The organism is Streptomyces sp. P9-2B-2 (assembly GCF_030406865.1).
Taxonomy (GTDB): Bacteria; Actinomycetota; Actinomycetes; order Streptomycetales; family Streptomycetaceae; genus Streptomyces; species Streptomyces platensis.
Map to the genome: position 1 here is coordinate 8571978 of NZ_CP129126.1, position 25955 is coordinate 8597932.

Annotated in this window: 23 protein-coding genes; 15 read left to right on the forward strand and 8 right to left on the reverse strand. The window is 71.7% G+C overall.

The window, feature by feature from the left end:
- Window positions 1-22: 22 nt before the first annotated feature.
- Window positions 23-565: an AAA family ATPase gene (locus QT196_RS37740; RefSeq protein WP_266736999.1), complete on the forward strand. Its 543-nt coding sequence runs from the start codon at window positions 23-25 to the stop codon at window positions 563-565.
- Window positions 566-726: 161 nt separating this feature from the next.
- Complete coding sequence (locus QT196_RS37745; RefSeq protein ID WP_266737001.1) at window positions 727-1716, forward strand: ornithine cyclodeaminase family protein; 990 nt, start codon at window positions 727-729, stop codon at window positions 1714-1716.
- A 352-nt stretch (window positions 1717-2068) separates the two neighbouring features.
- Here the strand turns inward: QT196_RS37745 and QT196_RS39505 are convergent, their stop codons facing one another.
- Window positions 2069-2206: an alpha-amylase family glycosyl hydrolase gene (locus tag QT196_RS39505; protein ID WP_356948508.1), complete on the reverse strand. Its 138-nt coding sequence runs from the start codon at window positions 2204-2206 to the stop codon at window positions 2069-2071.
- Window positions 2207-2285: 79 nt separating this feature from the next.
- Window positions 2286-3320 carry a questin oxidase family protein gene (locus QT196_RS37750; RefSeq protein WP_168483167.1) on the reverse strand — a complete coding sequence of 345 codons (1035 nt, stop codon included), beginning with the start codon at window positions 3318-3320 and terminating at the stop codon, window positions 2286-2288.
- A gap of 508 nt (window positions 3321-3828) precedes the next feature.
- On the opposite strand from QT196_RS37750, the gene QT196_RS37755 reads away from it, so the two are divergent.
- The 10 genes from QT196_RS37755 to QT196_RS37800 all read left to right on the forward strand — a co-directional run bounded on the left by QT196_RS37755 (window position 3829) and on the right by QT196_RS37800 (window position 14809).
- Window positions 3829-5547: a WD40 repeat domain-containing protein gene (locus QT196_RS37755; protein WP_168483168.1), complete on the forward strand. Its 1719-nt coding sequence runs from the start codon at window positions 3829-3831 to the stop codon at window positions 5545-5547.
- A 10-nt stretch (window positions 5548-5557) separates the two neighbouring features.
- Window positions 5558-6244 carry a GTP cyclohydrolase II RibA gene (gene ribA / locus QT196_RS37760; protein WP_248001527.1) on the forward strand — a complete coding sequence of 229 codons (687 nt, stop codon included), beginning with the start codon at window positions 5558-5560 and terminating at the stop codon, window positions 6242-6244.
- Window positions 6241-7365: a bifunctional diaminohydroxyphosphoribosylaminopyrimidine deaminase/5-amino-6-(5-phosphoribosylamino)uracil reductase RibD gene (gene ribD, locus QT196_RS37765; protein WP_290356545.1), complete on the forward strand. Its 1125-nt coding sequence runs from the start codon at window positions 6241-6243 to the stop codon at window positions 7363-7365. Before ribA ends, ribD begins: the two co-directional genes overlap by 4 nt.
- A gap of 7 nt (window positions 7366-7372) precedes the next feature.
- Window positions 7373-8383, forward strand: a complete 1011-nt coding sequence (locus QT196_RS37770) for an SUMF1/EgtB/PvdO family nonheme iron enzyme (RefSeq protein WP_290356546.1) — start codon at window positions 7373-7375, stop codon at window positions 8381-8383.
- 6 nt (window positions 8384-8389) lie between these two features.
- Window positions 8390-9478 (forward strand): glycosyltransferase, encoded by a 1089-nt coding sequence (locus tag QT196_RS37775; RefSeq protein WP_290356547.1) that lies wholly within the window; start codon window positions 8390-8392, stop codon window positions 9476-9478.
- A 92-nt stretch (window positions 9479-9570) separates the two neighbouring features.
- A complete protein-coding gene (locus tag QT196_RS37780) occupies window positions 9571-10503 on the forward strand; it encodes a nucleoside hydrolase (protein ID WP_085926018.1) in 933 nt (310 codons plus the stop codon).
- Window positions 10504-10531: 28 nt separating this feature from the next.
- Window positions 10532-11950 (forward strand): MFS transporter, encoded by a 1419-nt coding sequence (locus QT196_RS37785; protein WP_290356548.1) that lies wholly within the window; start codon window positions 10532-10534, stop codon window positions 11948-11950.
- Window positions 11947-12753 (forward strand): hypothetical protein, encoded by an 807-nt coding sequence (locus QT196_RS37790; protein ID WP_168483172.1) that lies wholly within the window; start codon window positions 11947-11949, stop codon window positions 12751-12753. Before QT196_RS37785 ends, QT196_RS37790 begins: the two co-directional genes overlap by 4 nt.
- Window positions 12750-14111: an NCS2 family permease gene (locus QT196_RS37795; protein ID WP_290356549.1), complete on the forward strand. Its 1362-nt coding sequence runs from the start codon at window positions 12750-12752 to the stop codon at window positions 14109-14111. The genes QT196_RS37790 and QT196_RS37795 overlap by 4 nt, the downstream gene beginning before the upstream one ends.
- A gap of 32 nt (window positions 14112-14143) precedes the next feature.
- Window positions 14144-14809, forward strand: a complete 666-nt coding sequence (locus tag QT196_RS37800; protein WP_290356550.1) for an HD domain-containing protein — start codon at window positions 14144-14146, stop codon at window positions 14807-14809.
- Window positions 14810-15586: 777 nt separating this feature from the next.
- On the opposite strand, the gene QT196_RS37805 is transcribed toward QT196_RS37800, so the two are convergent.
- The 5 genes from QT196_RS37805 to dacB form a co-directional block, all read right to left on the reverse strand.
- Complete coding sequence (locus QT196_RS37805; RefSeq protein WP_168483179.1) at window positions 15587-16123, reverse strand: GNAT family N-acetyltransferase; 537 nt, start codon at window positions 16121-16123, stop codon at window positions 15587-15589.
- Between the two features lie 131 nt (window positions 16124-16254).
- Window positions 16255-17502, reverse strand: a complete 1248-nt coding sequence (locus QT196_RS37810; protein ID WP_290356551.1) for a globin domain-containing protein — start codon at window positions 17500-17502, stop codon at window positions 16255-16257.
- Window positions 17503-17646: 144 nt separating this feature from the next.
- Window positions 17647-18096, reverse strand: coding sequence for an Rrf2 family transcriptional regulator (locus QT196_RS37815; RefSeq protein WP_168483183.1), 450 nt, complete (start codon window positions 18094-18096; stop codon window positions 17647-17649).
- Between the two features lie 106 nt (window positions 18097-18202).
- Window positions 18203-19150, reverse strand: a complete 948-nt coding sequence (locus QT196_RS37820; protein ID WP_266737022.1) for an ADP-ribosylglycohydrolase family protein — start codon at window positions 19148-19150, stop codon at window positions 18203-18205.
- 61 nt (window positions 19151-19211) lie between these two features.
- Window positions 19212-20819 carry a D-alanyl-D-alanine carboxypeptidase/D-alanyl-D-alanine-endopeptidase gene (gene dacB, locus QT196_RS37825; RefSeq protein WP_290356552.1) on the reverse strand — a complete coding sequence of 536 codons (1608 nt, stop codon included), beginning with the start codon at window positions 20817-20819 and terminating at the stop codon, window positions 19212-19214.
- Between the two features lie 345 nt (window positions 20820-21164).
- Between dacB and QT196_RS37830 the strand changes: the two genes are divergently transcribed.
- The 3 genes from QT196_RS37830 (at window position 21165) to QT196_RS37840 (ending at window position 24031) form a co-directional block, all read left to right on the forward strand.
- Window positions 21165-22724, forward strand: coding sequence for an alpha/beta hydrolase (locus QT196_RS37830; protein ID WP_290356553.1), 1560 nt, complete (start codon window positions 21165-21167; stop codon window positions 22722-22724).
- Between the two features lie 108 nt (window positions 22725-22832).
- Window positions 22833-23090, forward strand: coding sequence for a hypothetical protein (locus QT196_RS37835; protein ID WP_085926008.1), 258 nt, complete (start codon window positions 22833-22835; stop codon window positions 23088-23090).
- The gene (locus QT196_RS37840) at window positions 23075-24031 is read left to right on the forward strand and encodes a hypothetical protein (RefSeq protein WP_266737028.1); all 957 of its coding nucleotides are present in this window, start codon (window positions 23075-23077) and stop codon (window positions 24029-24031) included. The genes QT196_RS37835 and QT196_RS37840 overlap by 16 nt, the downstream gene beginning before the upstream one ends.
- A gap of 74 nt (window positions 24032-24105) precedes the next feature.
- Here the strand turns inward: QT196_RS37840 and QT196_RS37845 are convergent, their stop codons facing one another.
- Entirely contained in the window at window positions 24106-25920 is a 1815-nt protein-coding gene (locus tag QT196_RS37845) for a TIGR03767 family metallophosphoesterase (RefSeq protein WP_290356554.1), read from the reverse strand.
- Window positions 25921-25955 lie beyond the last annotated feature (35 nt).

The following is a 25955-nucleotide window of genomic DNA, read 5'->3' on the forward strand; positions in this document are numbered from 1 at the left end:
TGTGGGCCGCTAGGTTTGCGTCATGGTCACCGTTCTCGTCAACGGCCTGCCCGGAGCCGGAAAGACGACGCTTGCGCGGGCACTGGCGGACGCCCTGACGCTCCCGCTCTTCAGCAAGGACGCGGTCAAGGAGACCCTGGCCGACACCCTCGCAGCGGTACGCCCCCACGTGTGCACCCCTCGTGAGTGGAGCCGGATCCTGGGCGCCGCCGCGGGCGAGAGCCTGTGGACGCTTCTCGCCGACGCCCGGGGCGCGGCCGTCCTGGAGTCCCTCTGGCCGGCGCCGCTGCGTCCCGTCGTCCGGGCCGGTCTGCGGCGGGCGGGGGTGACGGCGGTGACCGAGGTGTGGTGCGACGTACCGCTGGAGGTGGCCCGTGCCCGCTTCGCCGCCCGGGCGGCGAACCGCCACCCGGTGCACCGCGAAAGCTCCGGCACGCACGACGGCGACTGGGACGTGTGGGCTATCGGAGCCGAACCGCTCGGCCTGGGCACGGTCCACCGCGTGGACACCACCCGGCCCGTCGATGTCCCGGCCCTCGCGGCCCTTCTGAGGGCCACCCGCTGAGGGAGTTGGTCGCTGGGGCTGACGTAGAGCGGTTCCACGCGCGGAACCGGGTCAGCAGCCCGGGGCGGCCTGCGCGCAGACGGGAACGCGCGGAGGGACTACGGTCGGTTGCTCGGCCCGGCGGAGTCGGTCGGGCAGCTCTGATCAGGAGGTGGAGCCGGATGCTGGTACTGGGGCGTTCGCAGGTCGAGGCGCTGCTCGAAATGGATGCGCTGATCGACGCGCTGGCGTCGGCGATGACGGATCTCAGCGCGGGCCGTGCTTCCGCCCCGGACCGCGTCGCCGTGACGGTACCGGAACGGGACGGCTTCCTGGCGGCCATGCCCGGCCATGTTCCGTCGGCCGGAGTGCTCATGAGCAAGCTGGTCTCCGTCTTCCCGCACAACGGTGGCACTCGTGTGCCGACCCACCAGGCGCTGATCGTCGCCTTCGATCCGCACACCGGAGAGCCCACCGCGCTGCTGGACGGTACGGCGATCACCGCGGCCCGGACCGCCGCCGGTTCGGCGCTCTCGGCGCGCCTGCTGGCCCGTGAGGACGCCTCGGTGCTGGCCGTTCTGGGCACCGGCGCACAGGCCCGGTCGCATGCCGAGGCGATGTGCCGGGTGCGCCCGATCCGGCAGATCCGGGTGGCCGGCCGCGACCGGACGAAGGCGGCCGCGCTGGCCGACGAACTCTCCGCCGCACTCCAGATCCCCGTCGAGGCGGCGGCCACCTGGGCCGAGGCGCTCGACGGGGCCGATATCGCCGCCGCGACCACCCACTCCGTCGAGCCCGTCATCCGCCGTTCCTGGCTGACACCAGGAGTGCATGTGACCTCGGTGGGCTTCAACCCGGACGGCCGGGAGATCGACGATGCCACCGTCGCCGAAGCGCTGGTGTGCGTCGAGTCGCGGCAGGCGGCACTGGCCCCCTTTCCCGCGGGCAGCAACGATCTGCTGCGCCCCCTCCGCGACGGCGTCATCACCGAAGAGCATGTGCACGCCGAGCTGGGCGAACTCCTCGCCGGCGACAAGCCGGGCCGCTCCTCGGACCAGCAGATCACCCTCTACAAATCCGTCGGGGTGGCGGTGCAGGACGCCGCGGCCGCGGCCCTGGTCGTCGCGGCCGCCCAGGAGCGGTCGGTCGGGGCGGAGATCGGGCTGGAGTGAGAGGTGGTGTGAGAGGTGGATTTTTCCTCCCCGCGTGTTCGTCTTTCCCGCCGTGGGGGTTTCTCGCCGTTGCGCCAAGCGCTGCGCTTTGCTTTCGGCCCACGTTTTCGGCCGTCCCGTCGTCTGGGACCTCGCCGTTGCGCCTGCGGCGGGCTGGGTGGTTGTCGGGTGCGGTGACGGGCCTCCGGGGCCTGGTGTGTGGACTGCTTCGCTTTACGTCCACACACCAGGCCCCTCCGGCCCGTCCCCTCCCGTTGGGGGAGTGAGTGACGGTGAGTGGGGGCTGGCGTTGTGGCATTCTCACCCGCCTGGTGAGGCGCGGCCAAATCCGTCTTCGTTGGCCGCCGGGGTTTCATTCGGGGCCGATGGCGTCCATGACTGCCTGGTTCCGCCAATTCAGGTCCGGCATGGTGGAAAGGAAGGAATGCGGAGAGTACTGGCCGCGGCCGGCGTCCCATGTCCAGGCGGATTCGCCGATCAGGTGAGTCAGTTGTCACCGAATTCTCCATGGGGGACCGCGTCCTGCCACCAGGCCGCTCAGGCGGGGTGCTGCCCTCGCCCGCTCGCCTTCAGAAGGATCCGGTCTCGCAGCGTCGGACCCAGTCGGTTGCGGCGATCGCGTACGACGGGTCGGGGCTGAGCCGGTCCTCCCGGCGGCAGGCCTCCACGTACTTGATGGCGTGTGGGTCCTCGGTTGCCAGGGCGCGTTCGGCGAGGGTGAGGTAGTCCTGGGCCGGTTCCTCGGGGTGGTGCTCGCGTTGGCCCGTGCCGTAGGCGCTGCGGATGGCGGCCGAGAAGCGGACGGCGGCGGTGACGCTGGGCCAGTGGAGTTCGGTGGGCAGGCTCGGCAGTACGAGGCGTACGGCGGCGGGGGTGGTGAGGGCGTGGACGAAGGCCATCGGGGTTTTGTGGTCGTCGGTGAGGTAGCTTCCGGCGGCGGCCCTGGTGAGCCGGCTGAGTGCGCGGTCGGCGTTGTCGTCGGGGCGCAGGGAATCCACGGCGGGGGCGAAGTCCGGTTCGAGCCAGATCGTTTCGAGCCGGATCCGGAAGATCATGCCCATGCCCTGGTCGCTGCGCAGCTTGGGGACCGCTTCCCATGCCTGCGCCAGATCGCGTTTGCGCGGGGTGGACGGTTCCTCGGGGAGCTCCTGGTAGCGGGCGGCCCAGTAGCCGAGCCCACGGGCGAGCTCTTCGATGCGCCAGGGGCCGGTGGATTCCTTGAGCATCCGTACCGCGTGTCCGGTGCGGATGACGCCATGGCCGCCGCCCGCGGCGAAGCCCGGCAGCAGGCGGGGCCACCAGCGGGCGAGCACATCGGTCCAGGCGGCGCCGTCCAGTTCCCGCCGGAAGAATTCGGTCCAGTCCCCTAGGAGCCGCATATTGCCCAGGGCGGGGCGCCAGTTGTCGTGGGTGATCTCTTGGAATCGTCCGTAGGTGTCCTCGTAGAGCACCTTCCGGTACGAACTCACCCAGGCCCCGATCGCCGCGGTGTGCCCGAGCTGTCCCAGGGCCTCCGCCGCCATGGGGCCGTGATTGCTCACCCCGGGGCCGAACTCGGGGCCCGAGTTGCTGAGGTACTTCAGTGCGCCGTCCAGGTCGTTCACTGTGCCCCCTAGATCGATTCCTCTTCATGGAAGAACGCGGCGGGCAGTTCAGCAATATGGCCCGCCATATTGGCCGGATTCCGGAGTGGGTGCGAGGTGTGTCGTCCGGGATTGTACGGCGCGGGTGAGCGGATTTCGGCAGGGGCGCACCACGTGGTGCGGGCGAGTCGGTACGGGATCGTACAGGCGAGGGCGGTGCGGGCGGCTGACCCGGATATTGGATCTTGGCGCGATTCAGGGGCTGCTTTTCGTCGGCACAAGCCAGTGAAATCAAGACAGTTGGCCAATCGCCGTTGACGTGGCATGTGACAAAAACTAGTGTCCTGCTTCGGCCCGGAATGGGCCTCATTTATTCGCTGGTCGATTCTGATTTCTTTTTCGTTGGCGTGAATCTCGCCGGCTGGTCATTCGGCGTTATCGCCCACCATCCGCTGTGGTGCCCTATCACCGCACGGGCGCACCGGCATGCCTCATTGCGGGGTCGGATACGTAACGACGAGGAGAATGCATGATCAAGCACACTTCGCCGATCAGTGGAATCGACGCACATGGGGATCTGGTGGTGACCGCCGGCTATGACAACCGGGTAATTCTCTGGAATGCGGTGACCCACACCGCCATCACCGAGGCGCGCCACGACCACCTCGCCAACCAGTGCCGGTTCTCCGCGTCCGGCCGGATCGTGGTGACGTCGAGCAGCGACTATTCCGCCCGCTTATGGTCCGTGCCCGATCTGCGTCTCATCACGGTGCTCACGGACCAGAAGGACGACGTGGAGATGACCGTGATCTCCCCCGACGAAACCCGGGTGGCGACGGCCTCCCGCGACCACTTCGCCCGCATCTACGACCTGGACGGCCGGCTGATCCACCGGTTGGAAGGGCATGAGGCGGATGTGCTGTCCGTCGAATGGGTGCGGAACGGGACCGAGTTGGTGACCACCAGCGATGACGGAACGGTCCGCCGCTGGGACAGCGCCGACGGCACCCTGTTGCGCACCATCGACCTCGGGGACGTCGAAACGGACACCGTCGCGGTGCTGGGTGTGGACAGCTTCGCGCTCGGCAACGACGAGGGCGAGCTGATCCTGATCGACCCGTCCGGGACCCGGCGCCACCGGGTGCACGACGCCGGCATCAAGCGGCTCGCGTACGACGCCGAGGGCGGCATCCTGCTCAGCTCCAGCTACGACCGCACCGTACGGCTGTGGCGCCTGGACCAGGGCGGGGACCCGGTCCATCTGCTGACGAGCGAGGTGCCGGCCGACGTCTGGCTGCGCTCCTGCGCCAAGTTGAGCGCCTCCCGCTGGGTCTTCGGCACCTTCGGATCGAGTTACGCGGTCTTCGACCGGGACGGCGGGACCTGGGACCTGGCCGCCGTCGAGCCCACACCGGGACTGAACGCGGTCGCGAGCACCCCCACGGGCCGGTTCACGGTGGGCGACAGCGGCACGGTCCGGCGGGACGACGAGGTGGTGGCCGAACTCGGCAGCTGCTGCAACTTCGTCACCGCCATCGCGGGCACCGTCGTCAGCGGCGGCCAGCTCGGCGCCCTCTACGACGCGACCACCGGCGCCCTGCTGTACCAGCACCGCTCCCCGCTCAACTGCGCCGCTGTCCACACCACTTCGGACGGCGAGACGCTGATCGTCGGCACCTACACCGGTGAGGCCCTGGTCCTGCGGGATGCGGACGGCAGCGGACTGAAGCTGGTCGATGTGCAGCGCATCCAGGACAACGCCGTCAAGGGGATCGCCGTCCAGGGCGAGGTGCTCTTCAGTGTGTGCGCCACCGGCGCCGCGAGGTGGCACGCCCTGCCGGACCTGAAGCTGCTGGCCGCGAACGAAACGGCGCACGCCCGTATAGCCAACGCCGCGGACGCCCTGCCGGACGGCCGCTTCGTCAGCGTGGGCCGTGATCTGACGCTTCGGATCTGGACCGCCGCCGGTGAGGAACAGGCCGTGGTGACGACCCCGCACCGCAACAGCATCAAGTGTGTCGCGGTCGACCCGCACACCGGACTGATCGCGACGGGCGGCTACCACGGACGGGTCGCCGTCCACGACCCCGCGGCCGGCACCTGGGTGTGCGACGAACGGCCCACGACCGCCGGGATCTCGGCACTGGCCCCGGCCGGCTCACCGGGCCGGTTCCTGGCCTCCTCCTACGACGGCCGGGTCTACGGCATCGAGGCGGCCGCCGCCGTGCCGTGCGCCCGGAACCGGTAGGGGCCGCCCGATGACGACATCCGATGAGGCGGTGGTGGTCCGCCTCGCGAGCGCCCCGGTCCCGGTCGGCGCCACCCTGATGCAACTGACCGTCTTCGGGCAGGTCGGCGCGGACGGCCGGGAGACGGAAGAAGTGGTCACCCTGCGGACCCTCGCACCACGCAGCGAATCCGCCGCCCCGCCGATCGTGCGCATCCACAGTGCCTGCTTCACCGGCGATGTCCTCGGCTCCGAGAAGTGCGACTGCGGGCCCCAGCTCTCCGCCGCGCTGGCCGCCATCGTCCGGTCGTACAACGGGGTGCTCGTCTATATGCTCCGGCAGGAAGGGCGCGGCATCGGGCTGGCGAACAAGATCCGTGCTTATGCGCTCCAGTCGGTGGGGCACGACACCATCAGCGCCAACCTCGCCCTCGGCTTCCCCGCGGAGAGCCGGGACTTCCGGATGGCCGCCGACTGCCTGCGCCACCTGGGCATCACCCGGGTACGGCTGATGACGAACAACCCGGAGAAGGTCGCCCAGCTCGCCGCCCAGGGGACGGTGGTCGAGGACCGGGTCCCGCTCGGCGGCTTCCGCACCCCGTTCAACGAGGCCTATCTGGAAGTCAAGGACCGGCTGATGGGCCATCTCGACGCGCTGGGCACGGCACAGCAGGTCACCGGGCTGCGGGCGGCTCTCCCTGGGCAGGTGCCGCAGTGACCCCGGACGGTTCCGAGGCCGGCCGGGCCTTCTCCGACGGCGAATGGGCCGCGATGCGCCGCGCCGTGACGCTGGCCCGGCGCGGGCTCGGCACGGTGGCACCGAACCCGGTCGTCGGGGCGGTGATCCTCGACCCCAACGGCCGGACGGCGGGGGAGGGGTGGCACCGGAAGGCCGGCGGCCCGCACGCAGAGGTCCACGCACTGCGGGCCGCGGGCTCCCGCGCCGAGGGCGGAACCGCCCTGGTCACCCTCGAACCGTGCAGCCGGCAGGGCCGTACCGGTCCCTGTACCCAGGCACTGCTCCAGGCCGGAATCCGCCGGGTGATCTACGCCGTAGCCGACCCCACCCTCTCCGGCGAGGGCGCCACGGCACTGCGCCGCTCCGGAGTCGAGGTGCGCTCCGGGCTCCTCGCGGAGCAGGCCGCGGAGGCCAACCACGCCTGGCTGACCGCCGTGGTCACCCGGCGGCCGCATGTCACCCTCAAACTCGCCACCACCCTCGACGGGCGGATCGCCGCACGCGACGGCTCCAGCCGCTGGATCACGGGCCCGCGCGCCCGCCGCGACACCCACCGGCTGCGGGCCCGGGTCGACGCGATCGCCGTCGGCAGCAGCACCGTCCTGACCGACGACCCCGCCCTCACCGCACGTACCGCCGCCGGCCGCCCGGGTGCCCGGCAGCCGGTCCGGGTGGTCTTCGACCGCCGGCTGCGCACCCCGGCCCGCTCCCGGCTCGCCTCCGACGGCGCGGCCCCCACCTGGATCCTCACCACCCGCCCCGCGGCGGACCACGCACTCGGGTCGGCCGAACCGGTCACCATCGGCCCCGGCCCGCGCTATCTCACCGAGGCCCTGCACACGCTGTACGAGCGGGGCATCCGGTCGCTACTCGTCGAGGGCGGGGCCACGCTGGCCGGTGCCCTGCTCGGCGAGGGGCTGGTGGACCGGGTGATCTGGTACAGCGCCCCCCGACTGCTCGGCCAGGACGGCGCCCCCGCGGTCCGCGGCCTCGACGTCCCGTCCTGCGCCGGGGCCCCGGGCTTCCGTGTCCTCGGCGTGCGCCGGGTCGGCGAGGACGTACGCACCGTACTGGAGCCGGATCCCGTCCGCGAGAAGTAGGAGCGACATGTCCCACATCGTGCACAGGAACCTGGTCGACGCCGATATCAACGCCCTGACCGACCGAGCGGCGATGGGGCTGCCCGAAGGCTATGTGGAACCGAGGGCCGAGCGCCTGGCGGACTTCCCGCGGCTGGCCGGCCGCCCGGCCGAGCAACTCGCCGCCCTGGTCGAGGATCCGTCCCTCACCCTCGAACGGCGCCTGGCCGCGGGCACCGCACTGGCTCTCACGGGCGATCCGCGGACCCGCTGGGACGCCCCGGACATGCTGCCCGTCCCCGCGGGCCGGGCGCTCATCGGCACACCCGAGAGCGCCGTCGACGCCCTGCACGCCGACTCCGCCCGGTTCGGCGTGCAGCGGTCCTGGGTGGCGAAGGAGTGCCCACGGCACACGGTGCAGATCGCCGCCTTCCACCTCGCCAAGTACCCGGTCACCAACGAGGAGTTCGCGGTCTTCCTCAAGGACACCGGCCACGCGGAGCTGCCGAGCAACTGGAACTACGGACGCTACGACCCCGCCGCCGCCAACCACCCCGTCTACACGGTCACCGCGGAGGCCGCCGACTGGTACGTGGACTGGCTGAGCCGGCGGACCGGCCGCCGCTTCCGGCTGCCCACCGAGCAGGAATGGGAGTACGCCGCGGGCGGGCCGGACGGGCTGCGGCACCCCTGGGGGGACACCTGGGACGCCGCCGCGGCCAACACACTGGAGACGGGCCTGCTGATGAGCAGCCCGGTCGGGGCCTTCCCCGGCGGCCGGTCGTGGTGCGGGGCCCTGGACCTGGCCGGCAACGTCGAGGAGTACACCAGCAGCACCTACGAGCCCTACCCGGGAGGGGAAGTGGTGCGGGACGACCTGTATCTGCGGCTCGGTGCCTACCGCATCGCCCGGGGCGGGGCCTTCAACCGGTTCCGGGACCTCGCCCGGTGCCAGCGCCGGCACGGCCCCTACCCGCGCTCGCTGTACGCGATGGGGTTCCGGCTGGCCGAGGACGTCCCGATGACCGAGGAGGGCTGACCAGCGGTGCGTATCCTCCATGTCCACTGGACCGGACTACCGGTCACCGGCGGCGTAGAGACCCATCTGCGGGCGGTTGTCGGCCAGCTCGGCGCCCTGCCGTGCGAGGTCCGGGCCGTCGTCGGCACCCCGCGGTCACCGGACTGCGACTACGACCCGGCCCTCGACATCGAGGTCCCCTCCGACCCGGCCGGTGTCGCCGCGCTCGCCGAGCGGTGCCTGAGCGCGGACCTCGTGCACTGGCACAACCCGCAGTGGCACAAGCCCGACGTCGTGACCGCCCTCGTGGCGCGGCTGCGGGACCGCCGCTGGCCCGGCCGCTTCGTCTTCGATCTGCACAACATCGACGAACGGCCGGAGCGGTGGGAGTTCCTCGCCGCGCTCCCCGGCCCGCTCGTCGTGCACTCCGAGTTCGTGGCCGGCGAGGTCCGGCGCAGACTGCCCGCGTCCGAGGTCACCACCCTCCCCCTGGCGCTGCCGCTGATCGAAGCCCCCTTCCGGCTCCCCGGCGGAGCGGGCGGCACCACCGTGCTGCAACCCAGCCGGATGACCCGGTGGAAGGGCTCCCACCTGAGCCTGGAGGCGTCCCTGACGCTGCTGGACGAAGGCGCCGATCTGCACTTCGTGCACGCGGGGACCCAGCACCTCATCTGGCCGCCCGGCATCCCCGACGCCCTGCTGGAACGGGCCGCGGTCTGGCAGGAGAAGGGGCGGGTGCACTTCACCCACTACCGGCCCGAGCAGAGCTGGGCCGCGATCCGCGCCAGCGACCTCGTCATCCACCCGACCATCGACCGTGGCGCCCACGGCGAGCCGTTCTCGCTGTCCGTCGCCCAGGCCGTCATCTGCGGCCGCCGCATCATCGCCAGCGACTCGGGCAACCTGCCGCTGCTGCTGGGCGATTACTCGGCCGCCACCCTCGTCCCCGCGGGCGATGTCCGGGCCCTGACCGAGGCGCTCCGCGAAGCGGTGGACCGGCCCGCCGTCGCACCGACCACCGCGGACCGCGCCCTCGCCCAGCACCTCCGGGACGGCTTCGCCACCGCGGGCCGGCACCATCTGGCCTTCTACCGGGCCCTCGCCGGTCCCACTTGACGGACCGGGCGCCGGCACCCCGGCCGGCGCCCTGCCCCGTCGACCCGTCGACCCGCCGCACGTTCCCCGACCCACCCACCAGGGAGCCCCGCATGCCCACCCCGATCATCCTGGACTGCGACCCCGGCCACGACGACGCGATGGCCATCCTGCTCGCCGTCGGCGACCCCCGCGTGGAGCTGAAGGCCGTCACCACCAGCGCGGGCAACCAGACCGTGGCCAAGACCGCGCTCAACGCACGGCGGATGTGCGCCCTCGCCAAGGCCTTCGACGTCCCCGTCGCCGCCGGATATCCCAAGCCGCTCACCGGCATGCTGCTGATCGGCGACGATGTGCACGGCGAAACCGGCCTGGACGGCTGGGACTTCCCCGAACCGGAGGTGCCGCTGCACTCCGCGCACGCCGTGGACCTGATCCACGGCATCCTGGCCGACAGCCCCGAACCGGTCACCCTGGTGGTCACCGGACCGCAGACGAATATCGCCGGACTCCTCGCCCTCCACCCGGAGGACAAGGCGAAGATCAAGGAGATCGTCTGCATGGGAGGGGCCACCCACCGCGGCAACACCCTGCCCTACTCCGAGTACAACATCCTGGTCGACCCCGAGGCCGCCCACGAAGTACTCGCCACCGGCGTCCCCCTCACCTACTGCGGCCTCAACGTGACCCACCAGGCCCCCGTCACCCGAGAGGTGCTGGACCGCATCCTCGATGTCGGCACCCACATCAGCGAGGTCTCCGCGGCCCTCCTCGCCTTCCGTTCCCGTACCTACGACCAGATCTGGGATCTGCCCGACGCGCCGCTGCACGACCCCGTGGCCATCGCCCGGGTGCTCGACCCGAGCCTGGTGGACTGCGTAGAGGCCCCCGTCTCGATCGAATTGCGTGGCGAGTTCACCCGCGGCGCGACCGTCATCGACCTCTACGGTGTGACGGGGAGAGCCCCCAATGCCCTGGTGGCGACGCATCTGGACACCGAGCGGTTCTGGGACGTGTTCCTGAAGGCGCTCGCCGCCCTGGGCTGACCTGTTGACCTACGGAGGCTGACCGACCGTGCCCGCTTCTCCCGTACCGACTCCGGGTGCCCGCTTACTCACGGCACTGGCCGGGGCGCAGCTGCTGGTGGCGCTCGACTTCTCCATCATCTACGTCGCGCTGCCCGACATCGGCGGAAGCCTGCACTTCTCCGCGGTCGCCCTTCAGTGGATCGTCAGCGCCTACGCCATCTTCTTCGCCGGATTCCTGCTGCTGGGCGGGCAGTTGGCCGATGTCTTCGGGCCCGGCCGGGTCTTCCTCACCGCCCAGCTGCTGTTCGCCGCGTCCTCGGTCGGCGCCGCGCTCTCCTCGTCCGCCGCGCCCCTGATCGCGGCGCGCGTCGGGCAGGGGGTGGCGGCCGCCCTGCTGGTGCCGGCGACGCTGGGGCTGCTCAGTGCCGCCTACCCGTCGGGGCCGGAACGGGACCGGGCGGTGAGCGTGTGGGGGACCACGGGCGCGGTCGGACTCGCCCTCGGTGTCACGGCCGGGGGCGGCATCCTCGAAGTGGCCTCCTGGCAGTGGATCTTCTGGATCAACCTCCCCATCGTGGCGGTCTGTCTGCTCGCCGCCGTACGGGCGGTCCGCTCCACCACTCACACGGAACGGGCCCCGCTCGCCACCGCGGCCACCCTCTCCGCCTGTGCCGCGGTCGTCGCCGTCGTCCTGGCCTGCACCGAACTCTCCCGCGCCCACCCCTCCCTGCCCGTCGTCGCCACCGCGCTGGTGGTGGCATCGCTGGCCGGCGGTGTCCTCGTCCGCAGCCGGCGCCGGCCGCTGGTGCCCCGCGCCCTGCTCGGCGTACGAGCCCTCCAAGTGGCCTGCCTGGTCGCGGCGTTGTACATGGCGAGCTTCGGCGCCGAGTTCTACCTCGTCACCCTCTACCTCCAGGACGTCCGGGACTACAGCGCGCTCGCCGCGGGCATGGCCTTCCTGCCGCTGGCCGGGACCATCGTGGTGGGCAACACGGTCGCCGGCCGACTGGCGGGCCGGCTGCCGCTGGGACGGCTGCTGTCCCTCGCCTACCTCACCGGAGCGGCCGGACTGGTGGTGCTCGCGCTGGCCGTCGGCACCCGGGGCGGCTACCCGGCGGGCATCCTGCCGGGGCTGCTGCTCAGCGGCTTCGGCCAGGGCATGGCGTTCACCGGCATGTTCATCACGGGCACCCGCGACCTCCCGCCGGAGAGCAACGGCACCGGGAGCGCCCTGGTCACCACGGCGCAGTACCTCGGCGGCTCCCTCGGCCTGGCGCTGCTGGTCCTCCTCCACGGGGAGCATCCGGTGGCCGGGGACTTCGTGTGGACCTTCTGCGCCACCGCGGTCATCGCCGCGGCCGCCGCGCCGGTGGCGCTCCTCCGCCTCCCGCGCACCGGGTCCACGCCCGCCCCCGTCTCCCCGCACGACCCCTCTTTCGAGCCACGGACCGGAGGTCACCGATGAACACCGCTCGCTTGCTCGACAGGCCCGGACTCCCGCCGGACGCCCGGCGCACGGTGGACGACTTCGAGAAGGAACACGACACCTACTTCAGCCACTTGGTCCACTTCGGCCCGGAGTTGCTGGACGCGCTGCACACCCCGGGGGCGCTGCCGGAGAACGTCGGAGTCGCGTCCGCCGCCCGTCCCGACGTGACCGAGCGGATGGCCACCGTCACGACCGTCGCCAACCTCCCCCGCCAGCAGGACGCCGACCGCACCCGCTACCTCCAGGCGCTGCTCGACATCTACGGCATGCTGCCCGTCCCGCCCGCCCATCGAGCCTCCGCATGGGGAACGACCGTCATAGCGCCGGAACGCGAAGGCCGCATACTCGCCGAACGACTCGGTGTCATGCCCCAGCGCCAGGGCTGGACGCCCCAGGCCAAGCGGATGCCGGTCGGCGGCGGACTGCTCGTCGGGGTGGACGAATGGCTGCCCTCGCAGGCCGACCGGCTGGTGATCATCGACGGTGTGGTGGCCAGCGGGGTGACCCTCATGGCCCTCATGCAGCTGACGGTCCGGCCCGGTGCCGACGTCGAGATCTTCACCTGCCACTCCACCCAGCAGGGTGCCCTCGCCCTGGCGCGCTACGCCGAGCTGCTCCAGGTCTCGCTGACCCTGCACGTCGGCCATGTGTCGGGCGCACTGAACGGAAAGTTCTACGCCGTGCGGCCGGACGCCCCCGAACAGCTCGTGCTGGGCGACGTCGGCGATACCATCAGCCCGGTGGCGCCCGCCTCCCCACCCCGGGGGACCCCGGCGTGACCACGCCGGAAAGCCCGGGGCGCGGCCCGGAACTGCTCCGGCGCCACTCCCCGGCCGGGCCCGGAGCCGTCGACCGCTACTTCTCCCTGAGCGCGCGCGGCTCGACCTGGCGCCGCGAAATCGTCGCCGGGATATCGACGTTCCTGGCGCTCTCCTACATCGTGGTCGTCAACCCCGCCGTCCTCGCCCAGGGCGGCATCCCGCACTCCGCCGCCTTCGTCGCGACGGCGGCGGTCGGCGGCCTCGCCACCATGGCCATGGGGCTGTGGGCCCGGCTCCCGTTCGCGGTGGCGCCGGGCATGGAGATGAACGCGATGGTCGCCTTCTCCGTGGTCGGCACCCTCGCCTACACCTGGCCCCAGGCGCTGGGCATGGTGTTCTGGTCCGGAGTGGCGATGCTGGCGGTGTCGCTGCTGCGACTGCGCGCGGCGGTGATCAACGCCATCCCGCCGGAGCTGCGGTCGGCCCTCGCCGCCGCGGTCGGCGCGTTCATCGGCCTGGTGGGGCTTCAGATCGCGCACCTCGTCCGCACCTCCGACGGGCGGCTGTCCGGCCTGGGCGACTGGACCGGACCACCCGCCGTGGCGCTGTACCTCGGCCTCGCGGTCGCCCTGGTCCTGGACCGGCTCGGCGCGCGGGCCGCGGCCGTCCTGGGCGGTATCGCGGCCGCCGCGCTGTACTGCGCCGTCGCGGGCCTTCGCGCGGGCGCGGTGCACGACGGCATGCACGGAAGCACCGCGGCGCTCTTCCGCTTCGACCTCACCGTCCTCACCGATCCCCGGGCATGGAGCGTCATCCTCGTCCTGTTCGCCCTCGACTTCTTCGGCAGCATCGCGAAAGTGGTGGGCCTCTCGGCGCACACCCCTTTGCAGGACGACCAGGGCCGGGTACCCGGGATGCGTGAGGCGCTGCTGGTCGACGCGGGGGCCACCGTCGCCGGGTCGGCCGTGGGATCGTCCAGCTTCGTGGCGTTCGTGGAGAGCGCGGTCGGGATCCGCGCCGGTGCCCGGACCGGGATCGCGGCGGTCGTCACCGGACTGCTCCTGATCTCCTGCCTGTTCCTCGGCCCGGTCCTGGTCCATGTCCCGGTGGAGGCCACCACGGGCGCCCTGGTCTTCGTGGCGGTCAAGATGCTGACCACCCGCCGGCCAGGGGGCACCGACCGCCTGGGCATGACCGTCACGGTGACCGCCGTGGCCGTCACCGTCGCCACCCTCGCGATCGACCAGGCGATGGCCGCGGCCTTCGTGGTGAGCGTGGCCGCGCGCATCATCGGCCGCCGGCGGCCGCATCCCGCGCTATGGGTGACGACGTTACTGCTCATGGCCGGCGTCGTACTGCAATACCTCCACCGCTGACCGCCGCTTCCCGCACCCCCAAGGAGCCCGCCATGCCGCACGACGATGACCAGGACATCCCCCTCCTCGCCGCGACCGTCCGGCAACCCGACGGCACCCCCGAACGGCTGTGCCACCAGATCGAGTTCATCATCGAGGCCGACCGGCTCAAGAACGTCTTCCGGCGCAGTCCGCTGCTGAGCGCGGACCGCAAGGAGAACGACGCCGAGCACTCGTGGCACCTCGCGCTGATGACCCTGGTGCTCACGGAGTACGCGGACGAACCCGTCGACGCCGGCAAGGTGCTCGCCCTGGTCGTCGTGCACGACCTGGTGGAGATCTATGCCGGAGACACCTTCCTGTACGACACCGCGGCCGCCGCGGACCAGGAGGAACGGGAACAACAGGCGGCGGACCGGCTCTTCGCGCTGCTGCCCGACGACCAGCGGGAGCATTTCCGGGCCCTGTGGGACGAGTTCGAGGCCCGGGTCACCCCCGAGGCACGTTTCGCCAAGGCCATGGACCGGCTCCAGCCGCTGCTGCTCAACTACGGTAACCGCGGCGGGACCTGGCGCACCCCCGGCGTCACGGAGGACGATGTACTCGCCCGCAAGTCCGTGATCAAGGACGCCTCCGCGGACCTCTGGCGCTACGCCCAGGACCTGATCCACACCGGAGCCGACAACGGCTGGGTACCGCGCGCCGACTCCCGCTCCTGATGCCTACCGGTCGGCGCGGCCGGGACCGACCCGTCGGCCGTACCGCCGCCTCAGTGTCCGTACCGACCCGGCGTCCGTAGCGACCCGGCGTCCGCACCGTTCAGCGTCCCTGCCGCCTCAGCGGCCGTACGTCCGATGGCACAGCCGCAGCAGATCCCCCCGGACCCGGCCGGCCGCCATCCGGCACACCACACCGGGATCGATCGTCGAGCGGGGCCGCGGCGGCCGCCGGTGCGCACGCGGCGGCGGCGCCACATGATGCCGCTGCCTCGGCACCGTGTACGCCGGCACCGGACGTGGCCTCGACGCCGCCGAACGAGCGGGGCGCGGCACCGGCCGTCCCACGGGCCGCCGTTCCGCCCGGCGCCCCGGCGCGGTGTGCCGCGGGGCGGCGTGCCCCTTCCGTGACGCCGCGGGCCGCTTCGCCTTCCGCCGTGCGGACGCCACATCCACCAGCCGCTCCCGCGCCGATCCCTGGCTGGGCAGCACCAGCGGCGAGGGCCGGGCCGGGGCGACCGTGCGTCCGCCCGACGAGGGACCGGGATCGTGCGGGGAGCCGTCGGCGGGAAGGGACACACAGCCGCCGACCGCGAGGAGCACGGCCGTCGCTGTGACGAGGCGAAGGAGGAGAGGGCGCACGCCTTCACGGTGTCGGAGGGCCGTGAGCTGTCCAAACGACGCGCCGGGTGGCCACGCGGACGAAGGACACATACGAACTCCCGTGGCAGTCCCTAGCCGACGACGCGACGTCGGCCGCCTGCGTCCGACCCTCGTCGCTCACATGGGCAGTGACCGCAGCCGCACCGGTCCCACCGGCCACTGCGCGCCCTCGCGCAGCGGGATCCACATGGTCCGCAGCGGCATGATCGCGGTGGTCTCCTCGGGCTGCTCGACCTCCACGTCCTCCTGGAGCTGCTGCCAGCCGAACCGCTCGTACAGGGGGAGGAGATGCGGCATACAGAAGAGGAGGCCGTATTCCGGTCCCGCCGTGCGGGCGTGCTCCAGGGCGGCGGTCATGACGATCCGCGAGAGCCCTTCTCCTCGCAGGTCGGGCGCGACGATCACCCCGCCGACGCCGACCGCCCGGGTTTCCACGGAGCCGATCGACAGCGGAACCGTCACCAGGCCCGTGTGCGCCACGAGACGGCCGTCCCGTTTGATGCCGAAGTGCTCTTCCTTGGCCCGCCAGGTCAGCCCGGTCCAGGAGACCCCGAAGGCGTCCTCGCCGTCCCCGACGATGTCGCTCAGTTCCGTCCGTGTGAACCGCGTCAGCCGGACCACGGCCGGCGACGCGGAAGGCAGGTTCGCAGTCATTCCTTGATCTTGCTGCCCCCACCGGCCGTTGGCAATGTTGCTCCTGCGGCACCGGGCAGTGATGCCGGCCCAGTTCCCCGGGAGCGGCGGAGGGGTGGCGACCTGTCCGGAACGGCACGCCGACGTGCCACCTACAGCCCGAGGTCCGGGCCGAAGACCTCGTAGTGGATCGCCGCGGACGGCACGTCGGAGTCCAGCAGTTGGGCCCGTACCGCCTTCATGAACGGCACCGGGCCGCACAGATACGCGGTGGTCCCGGCCGGGATGGCGAGCCGCGTCAGATCCATCAGCCCGGAGCGCACGGTCACCGCGTCCACCGCGACCGCCATGCCGCCCGTCTCCTGCCCCGCGCCCTCCTCCTCGACCCCGGCCCCCTCCTCGTACCAGAGTGCCGCCGTCGCGTCGGCGAGCTTGCCGGTGAGCCGACGCAGATCCGTACGGAACGGGTGCGTGGCGGGGGAGCGGTCGGCGTGCGCGGTGATGATCCGGCGCCGGGAGCCGGTGGCGGCGAGGTGCGCGAGCATGCCGAGCATCGGGGTGCAGCCGATGCCCGCCGAGGCGAGGAGCAGGGGCCCGTCGCCGTCGTCGGACAGCACCACATCGCCGAACGGCGGGCTCACGTACAGGGTCTCCCCGCCGTGCACGTGCGTGTGCAGATACCCCGAGACCTCGCCCGCAGGGGCGTCGGACGGGCCGTCCGCCGCCACCCGCTTCACGGAGATCTGCAGCCCGCCGTCGGGCTGCCCGGACAGGCTGTACTGACGTATCTGCTGTGCCCCGTCCGGGAGTTGGACCTGCACGGAGACGTACTGGCCGGGCCGGGATGCCGGTACGGGACAGCCGTCGGCGGGCCGCAGGAGGAAGGTGGCCACGTCGTCGGTCTCCTGCACCCGGCCGGCCACCCGGTAGGGACGCCACACCGCGCCGTCCCGCACGCCCGCTTCCCGCGCGAGCCGCTTCTCGACGGCGATCAGGGCATGGGCCATCAGCCAGTACACCTCGTCCCAGGCCCGGACCACGTCGTCGGTCACCGCCTCACCCAGCACCTCGGCGATGGCCGCGAAGAGGTGCTCCCGCACGACCGGGTACTGGTCCTCGCGCACTCCGAGGGAGGCGTGCTTGTGCGCGATCCGCGCGAGCAGGGCGTCCGGACGGCTGTCCGGGTGGTCGAGGAGATGGCGCGCGAAGGTGGCGATGGATCCGGCGAGGGCCTGTCGCTGGCTGCCGTTGGCCTGGTTGCCGCGGTTGAAGAGGTCGCGCAGCAGCTCGGGGTGGGCGGCGAAGAGCTTCTCGTAGAAGAGCGTCGTGATCGCGTCGATGGCTCCGCTCATGGCGGGGAGGGTGGCACGTACGGTCTCGGCGGACTTCGGCGACAGCATCGGTAACTCCGGACTCTCGAAGGGTGGGGAAGGAGCAAATGTGCATCTGAGATGCGTATTTTTGGCCATGGGAAATGGAAGGTGTGCGGGGCGGGTTGATCCGAGAGGGCTGCTCCGGCTGCGGTCGGATGGCCGGTGGTGCGCTCAGTCCGTGACCGGAGCGGACGTCAGGCTGAGCAGTAGCGGTCCGGTCGGCGTTTCGACCAGGTCGGCGACGGAGAGCGGATCGAGCGAGGCGTAGAACGCTTCCTGTGCCACCCGCAGCGCACCGCGCAGCCGGCACCCGCCACGCAGCGGACACGGCGGATCGTCCTCGCACCCCACGACGTCATCGGTCCCCTCCAGCTCACGCACCAGCCGCCCGAGCGACCCCGTACGCCCCGCCGCCGTCAGCGCCAGCCCGCCACCGCGCCCGCGCCGCGCTTCGACGGCGCCGAGATGCTGGAGCTTGCTGACCACCTTGGCGGCATGGGTGTACGGCACCTGGACCGCGCTCGCCACCTCCCGGGTGGTGGGCGCGTCGCCGGTGTCGCCGAGTACGGCCAGGCGCATGGCGATGCGGAGGGCGATGTCGGTGCTTTTGGTGAGTCGCACAGCAGCACTCTATAGAAGTGGCATTCAAGATGCCAATTAAGGGAGCGGGGGAGGCGACTCGTGGCCCGCGGGCGAGGCAGAGGGCGGCGAAGGCGGCGGGACCGGGTCAGGCCGCGAGGCGGTGGGCGAGCGCGAGGAGCTGGGGCGGGTCCAGCAGGCGGTCGCCGAAGCCCGGCAGCGGAACGTGCAAGGGCGCGGTCCAGCGGGCGGGGATCGCGTCCAGTCCGTAGTAGGCGCCCGCGAGGCCACCGGTGACCGCGGCGACGGTGTCCGTGTCACCACCGAGGTCGACCGCCGCCCGGAGCGCCTCCTCGAAGCCGGCGGTGGTGCGCAGGGCCCACACGGCGGAGCCCAGGCACGGCCACACGGCCCCGTTGAACTCGGTGGCCCGGTCGGGGTGCCAGTCGGGCGCGAGGACCGTGGCGTACCGCGGGCGGTGATCGGGGTGGACGAGCGTCAGGACCTCGGGGAGAACAGCCAGCGGATCGCCGCCTTCCAGCGCGACCCGGACGAGTTCATGGAAGAGGGCAGTGCCTTCCCAGGCCGCCGGGTCGCCGTGGGTGAGTGCGGCGATGGCGCGGGCGGCGTCCATGGTGGCCCGCTGCCCGTCGCGGGCGAAGTAGACCGCGGACGTGGCGGCCCGCATCAGGGAACCGTTGCCCGCGGCTCGTTGACTGATCTGGAAGTGCCGGGCCGCTGCTGTCTCCCAGGAGCCGCCGTTGGTCAGGACCTCTTCGGTCTGGAGGCCGATGTCCTTGGGCGCGCCGGCGGCCCACCGCTGGAAGCGGCGGAAGATGTCCGGCAGGTCCAGCCCGTTCCGCTCCAGCAGCGACTCGGCGACCAGGACAGCCATCTGGGTGTCGTCCGTGGCCTCACCGGGGTCCCAGCCGCCGCCACCGCACATCTCCTCGGCGGCACCGGACGCCGGAAACCGCGCGGAGAACGCGCCTGCCGGACCGAACTCGAAGGGCGCGCCAAGGGCGTCGCCCACCGCCGAGCCGACGACCGCGCCGGCCGTCCGCTCCGTCCACTGCTTCCCCCGTATTCCGTTCATCCCCTCAGGCTATCCACGGGCCGGGGGCCGACCCGGCCCGGGTGTGCGGAGACCTCCCTGCTCAGTGCCCGCCGGCGGCCTGTTGCTGGAGGTAGGCGGCGACGTCGGACACATCGTTGGCGATGGTCAGGATGCCGGTGATGTCGGCGGTGGGGGTGGCGGCGCCGTTCACTCCGGCGAAGAAGACATCGAAGTGGCCCTTACGGGTCTCCAGGTAGCCGGCCGTGGTTTCGGCGCCCACGGCCAGCCGGTCGTTGAGGAGGTCGCCGCCGGCCGCGGTGCCGGTCTTGGCGAAGACCTTGCCCCGTGAGGGACAGCTGCGGCAGGAATCCGCCAGAGTGCCGTCGACGCCCAGGATCGGCAGTGAGGTGCGGAAGCGCCGTGCCTCGGGGGTGCGCTGCCAGTACGTCAGGATCTGCGCCAGGGCGCGCGGGGTGGTCCGGTCGGCCGGGTTGCCGCCGCGGCCGTCGGCGAGTTGTACGGCCTTGCGGTCGACCTGGGCATGGTCCAGGAACTTGGCCAGGACGGGGAAACCGTCGTCGCAGTTGGTGCTTCCGGTGCTGGTGGCCATCAGGCAGATCCCCAGGTTCGCCCCGAGGTTGTGGCTCACCTTGAGGATGAGCTTGGCGTACTGGGCGTACACGGGGGAGGTGTAGCGGGCCACGGTGGGGGCGCCCTTGTAGGAGCGTGGCAACTGGCGGACGGGGTTGCGTCCGACGGCCTTCGCGCGGACCTCGACGCCGGCCCGCTGTAGTGCCTCGATCAGGGCGGTGCGGCCGAAGGCGTTCGGGTCCTTGACGGCGGAAACCCGGAGGACGGGGGCCGAGTCGGCGGCGATGGTGCCGGACAGCTGGATGCGGGTGCCGTCGGGAGAGCTGCTCACGTTGATGTCCGAGGGTTTGCCTGCCGCGACCGTCCGGACGGACGACGTGACGTGGTACGGCGCGACCTTCGGGCGCCACTCCAGCCCGGCGGGGGTGCCTGCCTCGGCGCCGGGGGTGGTGAGCAGATCGATGACGTTGTCATTGATGATCAGCGGAGTGGGCACCGGATCGAGGCCGGGATCCGGCTGGAACAGCCGCGCGTCGACCACCACATCGCCGTCGACCCGGCGGATCCCCGACTGCCGTACCTGCCGGGCCAGCTGGTCGATACCGGCCAGCGGGTTCTCCGGGGTGAGGGTGGCTCCCGGGACGTCGTTGGCGTAGGTGTGGTCGATGGTGGTGAACGCGACCGTGCCGTCCTTGCGGGTTCTGCCGCCGAGCGTCAGATCGCCCTGCGCCACCAGGTCCAGATCGCCCTTGAGCGTCGCGTTCCGGCGCTGTCCGACGGCGTGGACCGGCGTGACGAAGTGGTGGTCGCTGCCGAGGGTGTGCCAGGTCCCGCTGACGCTGAAGAGCTTGGCCGTCGAACCGGGGATGAAGAACTGGTCGGCGTAGCGGGACTCGGTCACCTTGCCGGTCCGCGGGTCCTGTTGGAACAGGCCCCACTGGGCATGCCGGTAGTCCGGCTTCCGCATGACCGCGGCGATCCGTGGATCGATCGCCCGGGGCGTGGTGGACGGCGCCGCCTGGACCAGGCCGGTGATGACGACGCCGACGGCCAGCAGCACGCACAGGGTGCCGACGGCACGCCGCCGGGCGGACCGCGAGGGGACGGAGGGGGACATACAGACTCCACCAATGGTGTTGTTATGCCGCACATCTGCCGATATGCCCGCCCTGACAGTACTGCCCACGACCGCCGCACGGCCGCAGCACGTCGGCCGGGGTCCCCCGGACGCCCCAGCGCCCGGGCCCGGACAGCAGAGGGGGAGGCGGCCGGCGCCGCGCCCCACGGCTTACGGCGCCCGGGACGGCGGCGGCGCGCGCACGGTGAGTGCTGCGGCGCGGGGAGAGCGGTGGTGGTGCTGGTGCCACCCCGTGAACGGGCACCAGTGTGATCGACCGCGGACCGGCGGGACGCCGAGGATTCTTGCCGTGGCAGCGCACTCCGCGCGCCGACGGGAGGATCGATGTCCGCGTTCAGAACACCACGGTGGCAGAGGGTCGCGCTGTCGGGAATGGCCGCCGCCGCATTGCTGACGGCGGCGCTGCCCACCGCGCCGCCGGCCCGCGCGGCGGACCGCTCCGGGCCGCCGGTACCGGCCCGCTACAGCCACCAGCACCTCAACTGGCAGCCCTGCGCCGGGAAACCGTCCCTTGAGTGCGCGCGCATGACCGTGCCGCGGGACTGGCATCACCCGGAGACCGGCGCCGACCTCACCGTCGCGGTGTCCCGGCACCGGGCGACCGACCCCGACCGGCGGCGCGGGGTCCTGATGATGGCGGCGGGCGGCCCGGGGGCCTCGGGGCTGACCCGGCCCGCGGACTTCGCCGCCCGCTCGCCCGCCGTGGGCGCCGCGTACGACGTGGTCGGCTTCGACCAGCGCGGCGTCGGCAGCAGCACCCCCGCGCGGTGTCAGACCGACGCCGAGTTCCAGGACTTCTACGCCCACGACTTCCGCGACCGCTCGTCCGCGGCGCTGCGCGGCGTCCTCGACCGCTCCCGGCAGCTCGCCGCCGGCTGCCTGCGGCGCAGCGGCGATCTGGTGCCCTGGCTGACCACCGAGCAGGCGGTGCGCGACATGGACCTGTTCCGTGCCCTGCTCGGCGCACGCAAGATCTCCTATTACGGGCCCTCCTACGCGACCTGGCTCGGCGCCTACTACGCGACGGAGTTCCCGCAGCGCGTCGAGCGCGCCGTACTGGACAGCAACCTGGACTTCAGCGGCACCTGGCAGAACGCCGAAGCAGGCCAGCCGAGAAGCTTCCAGCGCCGCTTCGAGCAGGACTTCCTGCCCTGGATCGCCCGGTACGACGCCACGTACCACTACGGGCGCACCGCGGCCGAGGCGAAAGCACGCTGGGAGGCGCGCCGCCGCGCCCTGCGCGACCATCCGCTGACCGTCGGCTCCCTGACGATCGGCCCCAACCAGCTCGACAACGCCACGATCCAGAACATCTACAACGCACAGCGGCAGTTCCCGCAACTGGCGTCCGCGCTCAGCGCCCTCGACCACTGGCCGACCGCCACACCGGCCGAGCGCACCCTCGTCGGCAAGCTCTTCGGGAGCTATCTGTCCCCGGGGTTCGCCGCCACCTTCTTCTCGGTGACCTGCAACGACACCCCGTGGCGCGGTGACCTCGACTACTGGATCCGGCGCAGCGGCGAGGACACCGCGGCCCATCCGCTCGTCGGGGCGCGCGAACTCGCCTACGCGGCGACCTGCGCGGCCTGGCCGGTCCCCGCCGCACCCCGCGTACGGGTCACCGGCAAGGGCTTGCCGACCACGCTGATGCTCAACTCGGAGCACGATCCCGCCACGTACTACGAGGGCGCGCTCGCGGCACACCGTGCGCTGCGCGGTTCGCGGCTGGTCACCGTGACCGGCGGCGGCGATCACGGCCAGTATCAGAACGGCAACGCGTGCGTGGACGGCCTGGTGAACGCCTATCTCCTCGACGGGGCCGCTCCGGAGCACGATATGACCTGCGCGGCCGATCCGCTGCCGGTGCCGTCGGGGCGCGGATAGCGGATAGCGGAAAGCCGGCACAGCGGCCCGGGAGGCGGGGGCGACCCACCGGTGGTTCAGTGGAAGGAGAGGCAAAGCCCATCCATGTGTGTTCCGAAGGTGAGAGCGATGTCTGAGTTCAACCTCGGCGATCCGCTGGACAAGAACTCGGAAGAGTTCGTCACGACACCACCCCCCGTCGTCCTCCGGGTCCAGCCGAGCGGCTTCGTGCGGCTGAAGACCCCCGAGCAACTCCGGGCATGGGAAAAGGCGGTGCGGCAGACCACCGGCCTGGAAATCGTCGCCGACAATCTCGCGGGAGTGGCCGCCGAATCCGGCTGTGAATTCGGTGAGGCGAGCCATAGCGACGCGTGCGACATGGCATGATCCTGGCCGTCTCCTTCCATGACGACCTGCATGCCGTCGCGGTGCAGCACGCGGTGCGCAGCCGCGGTCACGCTTTTCATATCGTGGAATGCGACACCATCAGCGGCCGGCAGAGCCTCTCTTGGCGCTCCCACCGCGAGGAAGCGGCCGATGGCGCCGGTGCCGCGACCGTTCTGACGTCCGAGGGCGTGCCGGTGTCTCCGGAGGAGGCGGCGCTGCTGTGGTGGCGGCGGGCCAGGGCCGACCAGGACCTCACCGGGGCGGCGGGCAGCGCCCATGAGCGCAGTCTGGTCAACAACGACTGCCGTGGCGCGCTGGGCGGAATTCTCGCGGCCACCTTTCACGGCGACTGGATTTCGCCCCCCGCCGCGACCGACCTGGCCGCCGACAAGCTGTATCAACTGGCCGTGGCGCACGCGTCCGGATTCCGGGTGCCGCGAACCCTGATTTCGCAGTCACGGGACGAGGTCATCGCCTTCACCCGGCAGGTCGGACGGACCATCGTCAAGCCCGTGGTCGGCGCCCGCGGGCCCTCCCTCTACACCCGTCGGCTCGACGACCCGGAATCGATCCCGGCGCCGTCGTTCGAGATCTGCCCCGCGACATATCAGGAGTACATCGAGGGAAGCCGCCATATCAGGCTCAATTGCTTCGGTGACCGGATGTATGCCGCGCTGATCGAGACGACCGCGCTCGACTGGCGCCCCGACCTCAATGTGCCCATCTCCCCGTGTCCCGTTCCCGATGACATACGGCGGCGCGTCGGCACGGTACTGCGCCAACTCGGCCTGCGCATGGGCATCGTGGACCTGAAACTGACCCCGGAAGGGGAAGCGGTATGGCTTGAGGTGAATCCGCAGGGGCAATTCCTGTTCCTGGAACCGCTCACGGGGGAACCGCTGACCGAGCATTTCGCCGACTTCTTGCTCTCCGCGGCCTGAACCGGGCCGGCCCGGACCGACGAAGGGTGGGCGGGCCCCCGTGGATCCTCCGGCTGACGCGACCCCGGCCCGGATCAGGCCCGTCGCACGAGGAGTTCGGTGTTGCGGTCCGCCACGGTGCCCGCCAGCCCCTCGTGGACCGCACCGGTCATCCCGGCGAGACCGGGTGCGTTGTAGGACAGCTCGCGGTAGAGGGAGGCGAGACCGACGGCCGACAGGTCGTCGAAGTCCGTGTGATGCGGCGCGGCGGACTCGATGAGGGTGGTGAACAGGGACAGCGTCCCGTCGTGGTTGTCGACGAGTTCGATGACCCGGGCATGCTGCGGATAGTCCACATGCGAGGCGGTGTTGACCTCCCAGAAGGAGCGGGCGGCCGTCGGGTGGGCGTGCGGCGTGATGCGGTTGATGTGGCTGTGGCCGTTGATCCACGCGACCACGTTCGGGAAGCGGCTCAGCAGGGCGATGACCTCCTCGCCGTCGTGCCGCCGCTCATCCGCGCGAGCCGCGTCGGGCCGCCGGGTCATGCTCGGGCTGTGATGGTGGCTGAACACCAGGATGTGCGCGTCATCGGCACCGGCATTGCGCACCAGCCGCCCGTCCGCGTCGTAATGGCGGGAGCTGTGCGTGGCCAACGTCCGCTCCAGCCACTGGAGTTGCTCGGTGCCCAGCGAGCCCTCGTAGTGACCGCTGCGATAGGTGGTGTCGATGCTGATGCCGACGACCCCCTCCGCGACGGGGAAGGAGTAGTACATCCGGTCGCCGTCGAGGTGGTTGTCGGTGTAGCCGTGCCCGACGGGTCCCGCACCGGCGAAGGCCGGGTTCAGGTGGGCCCGCAGGTACTCGTGCGGGGTGGCCATGCGCCGGCGCTCGTCGGGGGTCACGGTCCGGGCCCGGCGGGCGTTGCGGGCGAGGATGTCCTTGAACACCGTGCTCTTGGGGTCGTCGCCGGAATCCAGCACCTTCTTGAACGCCGCGACATCGGTGTCCGGTACGGAGAACAGCTTGCGCGCCCCGGTGATGTACTCCGTCAGCATCGGGTCCTGCGGGGCCAGACAGCCGCCCGGCAGGTCGTCGTGGTTGCCGGGCGTCGAGAACCACGGCATCCGCAGACCGGGGCTGGTGACCGGACGCATCGCGGCGTCGAGATAGCCGGGTATTTGCGGCAGACCCCGCTTCTTGTCCTGGTCGCGCAGGGCGTCGTCCGGATGCCAGTACAGGGGGAGGCCGGAGTTCTGCACGCCTTCGAAGGACGCCGGGTCTCCGGTGTTGGGCGTGATGCGGCCGCCGCTCATGAGGGTGAGGAACCACTCCAGCTCGACCATGGAGTGGTTGTCGATGTTGTCGCCCGTGGACATCACGAACGCCGGCGGACGGCCCGTGTGCGGTCCGCCGCCGAGCGCGTTGGCCTGCTCCACCAGCGACACCGAACCGGCCACCGACAGCGCCTCCTGGGCCCGCCACGACCCCGGCGACCCGGCGCGCAGGAACTCGCTGCGCAACGGGCTCTGGACATCGACCACATGGAGGTCGGTGAACTGCACGAAGCACGCCAGGGGGGTGCGCCGGTCCTGGCGTCCGGTCGACGCGGCGGCGAGTTCACCCCGGACGACCAGCGGCCAGCCCGGGCCGGAGGTGAGGCGGCGGTAGCCGCTGCTGCCGACGAGGCGCGCCGCGGTGTCCAGCGTGGTGGCGCCGTGCGGTGCCGCGCGGCGTACGGCCGGGCGGGCGGGCACGGTGCGGGGGAGCGTCCGCGCGGGTCCGGCGCCCGGCGCCGCGCTGCTGCTGCGCCGGCCCGGCAGCGCCCAGGCGGCGCCGGTTCCGGCCACGGCGGCACCGGAAGTGAGGAGGAAGTGACGACGGTTGGTGGGGATCTGGGTCATACCGGCCATGCGGCCCTCCGTGCCGTGGCGGGCGGCCCGACCAC

What these genes read in the sequence shown, in the direction of transcription:
- QT196_RS37740 (WP_266736999.1), top strand. Translation starts at nt 23, where the DNA reads ATGGTCACCGTTCTCGTCAACGGCCTGCCCGGAGCCGGAAAGACGACG.
- QT196_RS37745 (WP_266737001.1), top strand. Translation starts at nt 727, where the DNA reads ATGCTGGTACTGGGGCGTTCGCAGGTCGAGGCGCTGCTCGAAATGGAT.
- QT196_RS37755 (WP_168483168.1), top strand. Translation starts at nt 3,829, where the DNA reads ATGATCAAGCACACTTCGCCGATCAGTGGAATCGACGCACATGGGGAT.
- ribA (WP_248001527.1), top strand. Translation starts at nt 5,558, where the DNA reads ATGACGACATCCGATGAGGCGGTGGTGGTCCGCCTCGCGAGCGCCCCG.
- QT196_RS37770 (WP_290356546.1), top strand. Translation starts at nt 7,373, where the DNA reads ATGTCCCACATCGTGCACAGGAACCTGGTCGACGCCGATATCAACGCC.
- QT196_RS37780 (WP_085926018.1), top strand. Translation starts at nt 9,571, where the DNA reads ATGCCCACCCCGATCATCCTGGACTGCGACCCCGGCCACGACGACGCG.
- QT196_RS37790 (WP_168483172.1), top strand. Translation starts at nt 11,947, where the DNA reads ATGAACACCGCTCGCTTGCTCGACAGGCCCGGACTCCCGCCGGACGCC.
- QT196_RS37800 (WP_290356550.1), top strand. Translation starts at nt 14,144, where the DNA reads ATGCCGCACGACGATGACCAGGACATCCCCCTCCTCGCCGCGACCGTC.
- QT196_RS37805 (WP_168483179.1), bottom strand. Translation starts at nt 16,123, where the DNA reads ATGACTGCGAACCTGCCTTCCGCGTCGCCGGCCGTGGTCCGGCTGACG.
- QT196_RS37810 (WP_290356551.1), bottom strand. Translation starts at nt 17,502, where the DNA reads ATGCTGTCGCCGAAGTCCGCCGAGACCGTACGTGCCACCCTCCCCGCC.
- QT196_RS37820 (WP_266737022.1), bottom strand. Translation starts at nt 19,150, where the DNA reads ATGAACGGAATACGGGGGAAGCAGTGGACGGAGCGGACGGCCGGCGCG.
- dacB (WP_290356552.1), bottom strand. Translation starts at nt 20,819, where the DNA reads ATGTCCCCCTCCGTCCCCTCGCGGTCCGCCCGGCGGCGTGCCGTCGGC.
- QT196_RS37830 (WP_290356553.1), top strand. Translation starts at nt 21,165, where the DNA reads ATGTCCGCGTTCAGAACACCACGGTGGCAGAGGGTCGCGCTGTCGGGA.
- QT196_RS37835 (WP_085926008.1), top strand. Translation starts at nt 22,833, where the DNA reads ATGTCTGAGTTCAACCTCGGCGATCCGCTGGACAAGAACTCGGAAGAG.
- QT196_RS37845 (WP_290356554.1), bottom strand. Translation starts at nt 25,920, where the DNA reads ATGGCCGGTATGACCCAGATCCCCACCAACCGTCGTCACTTCCTCCTC.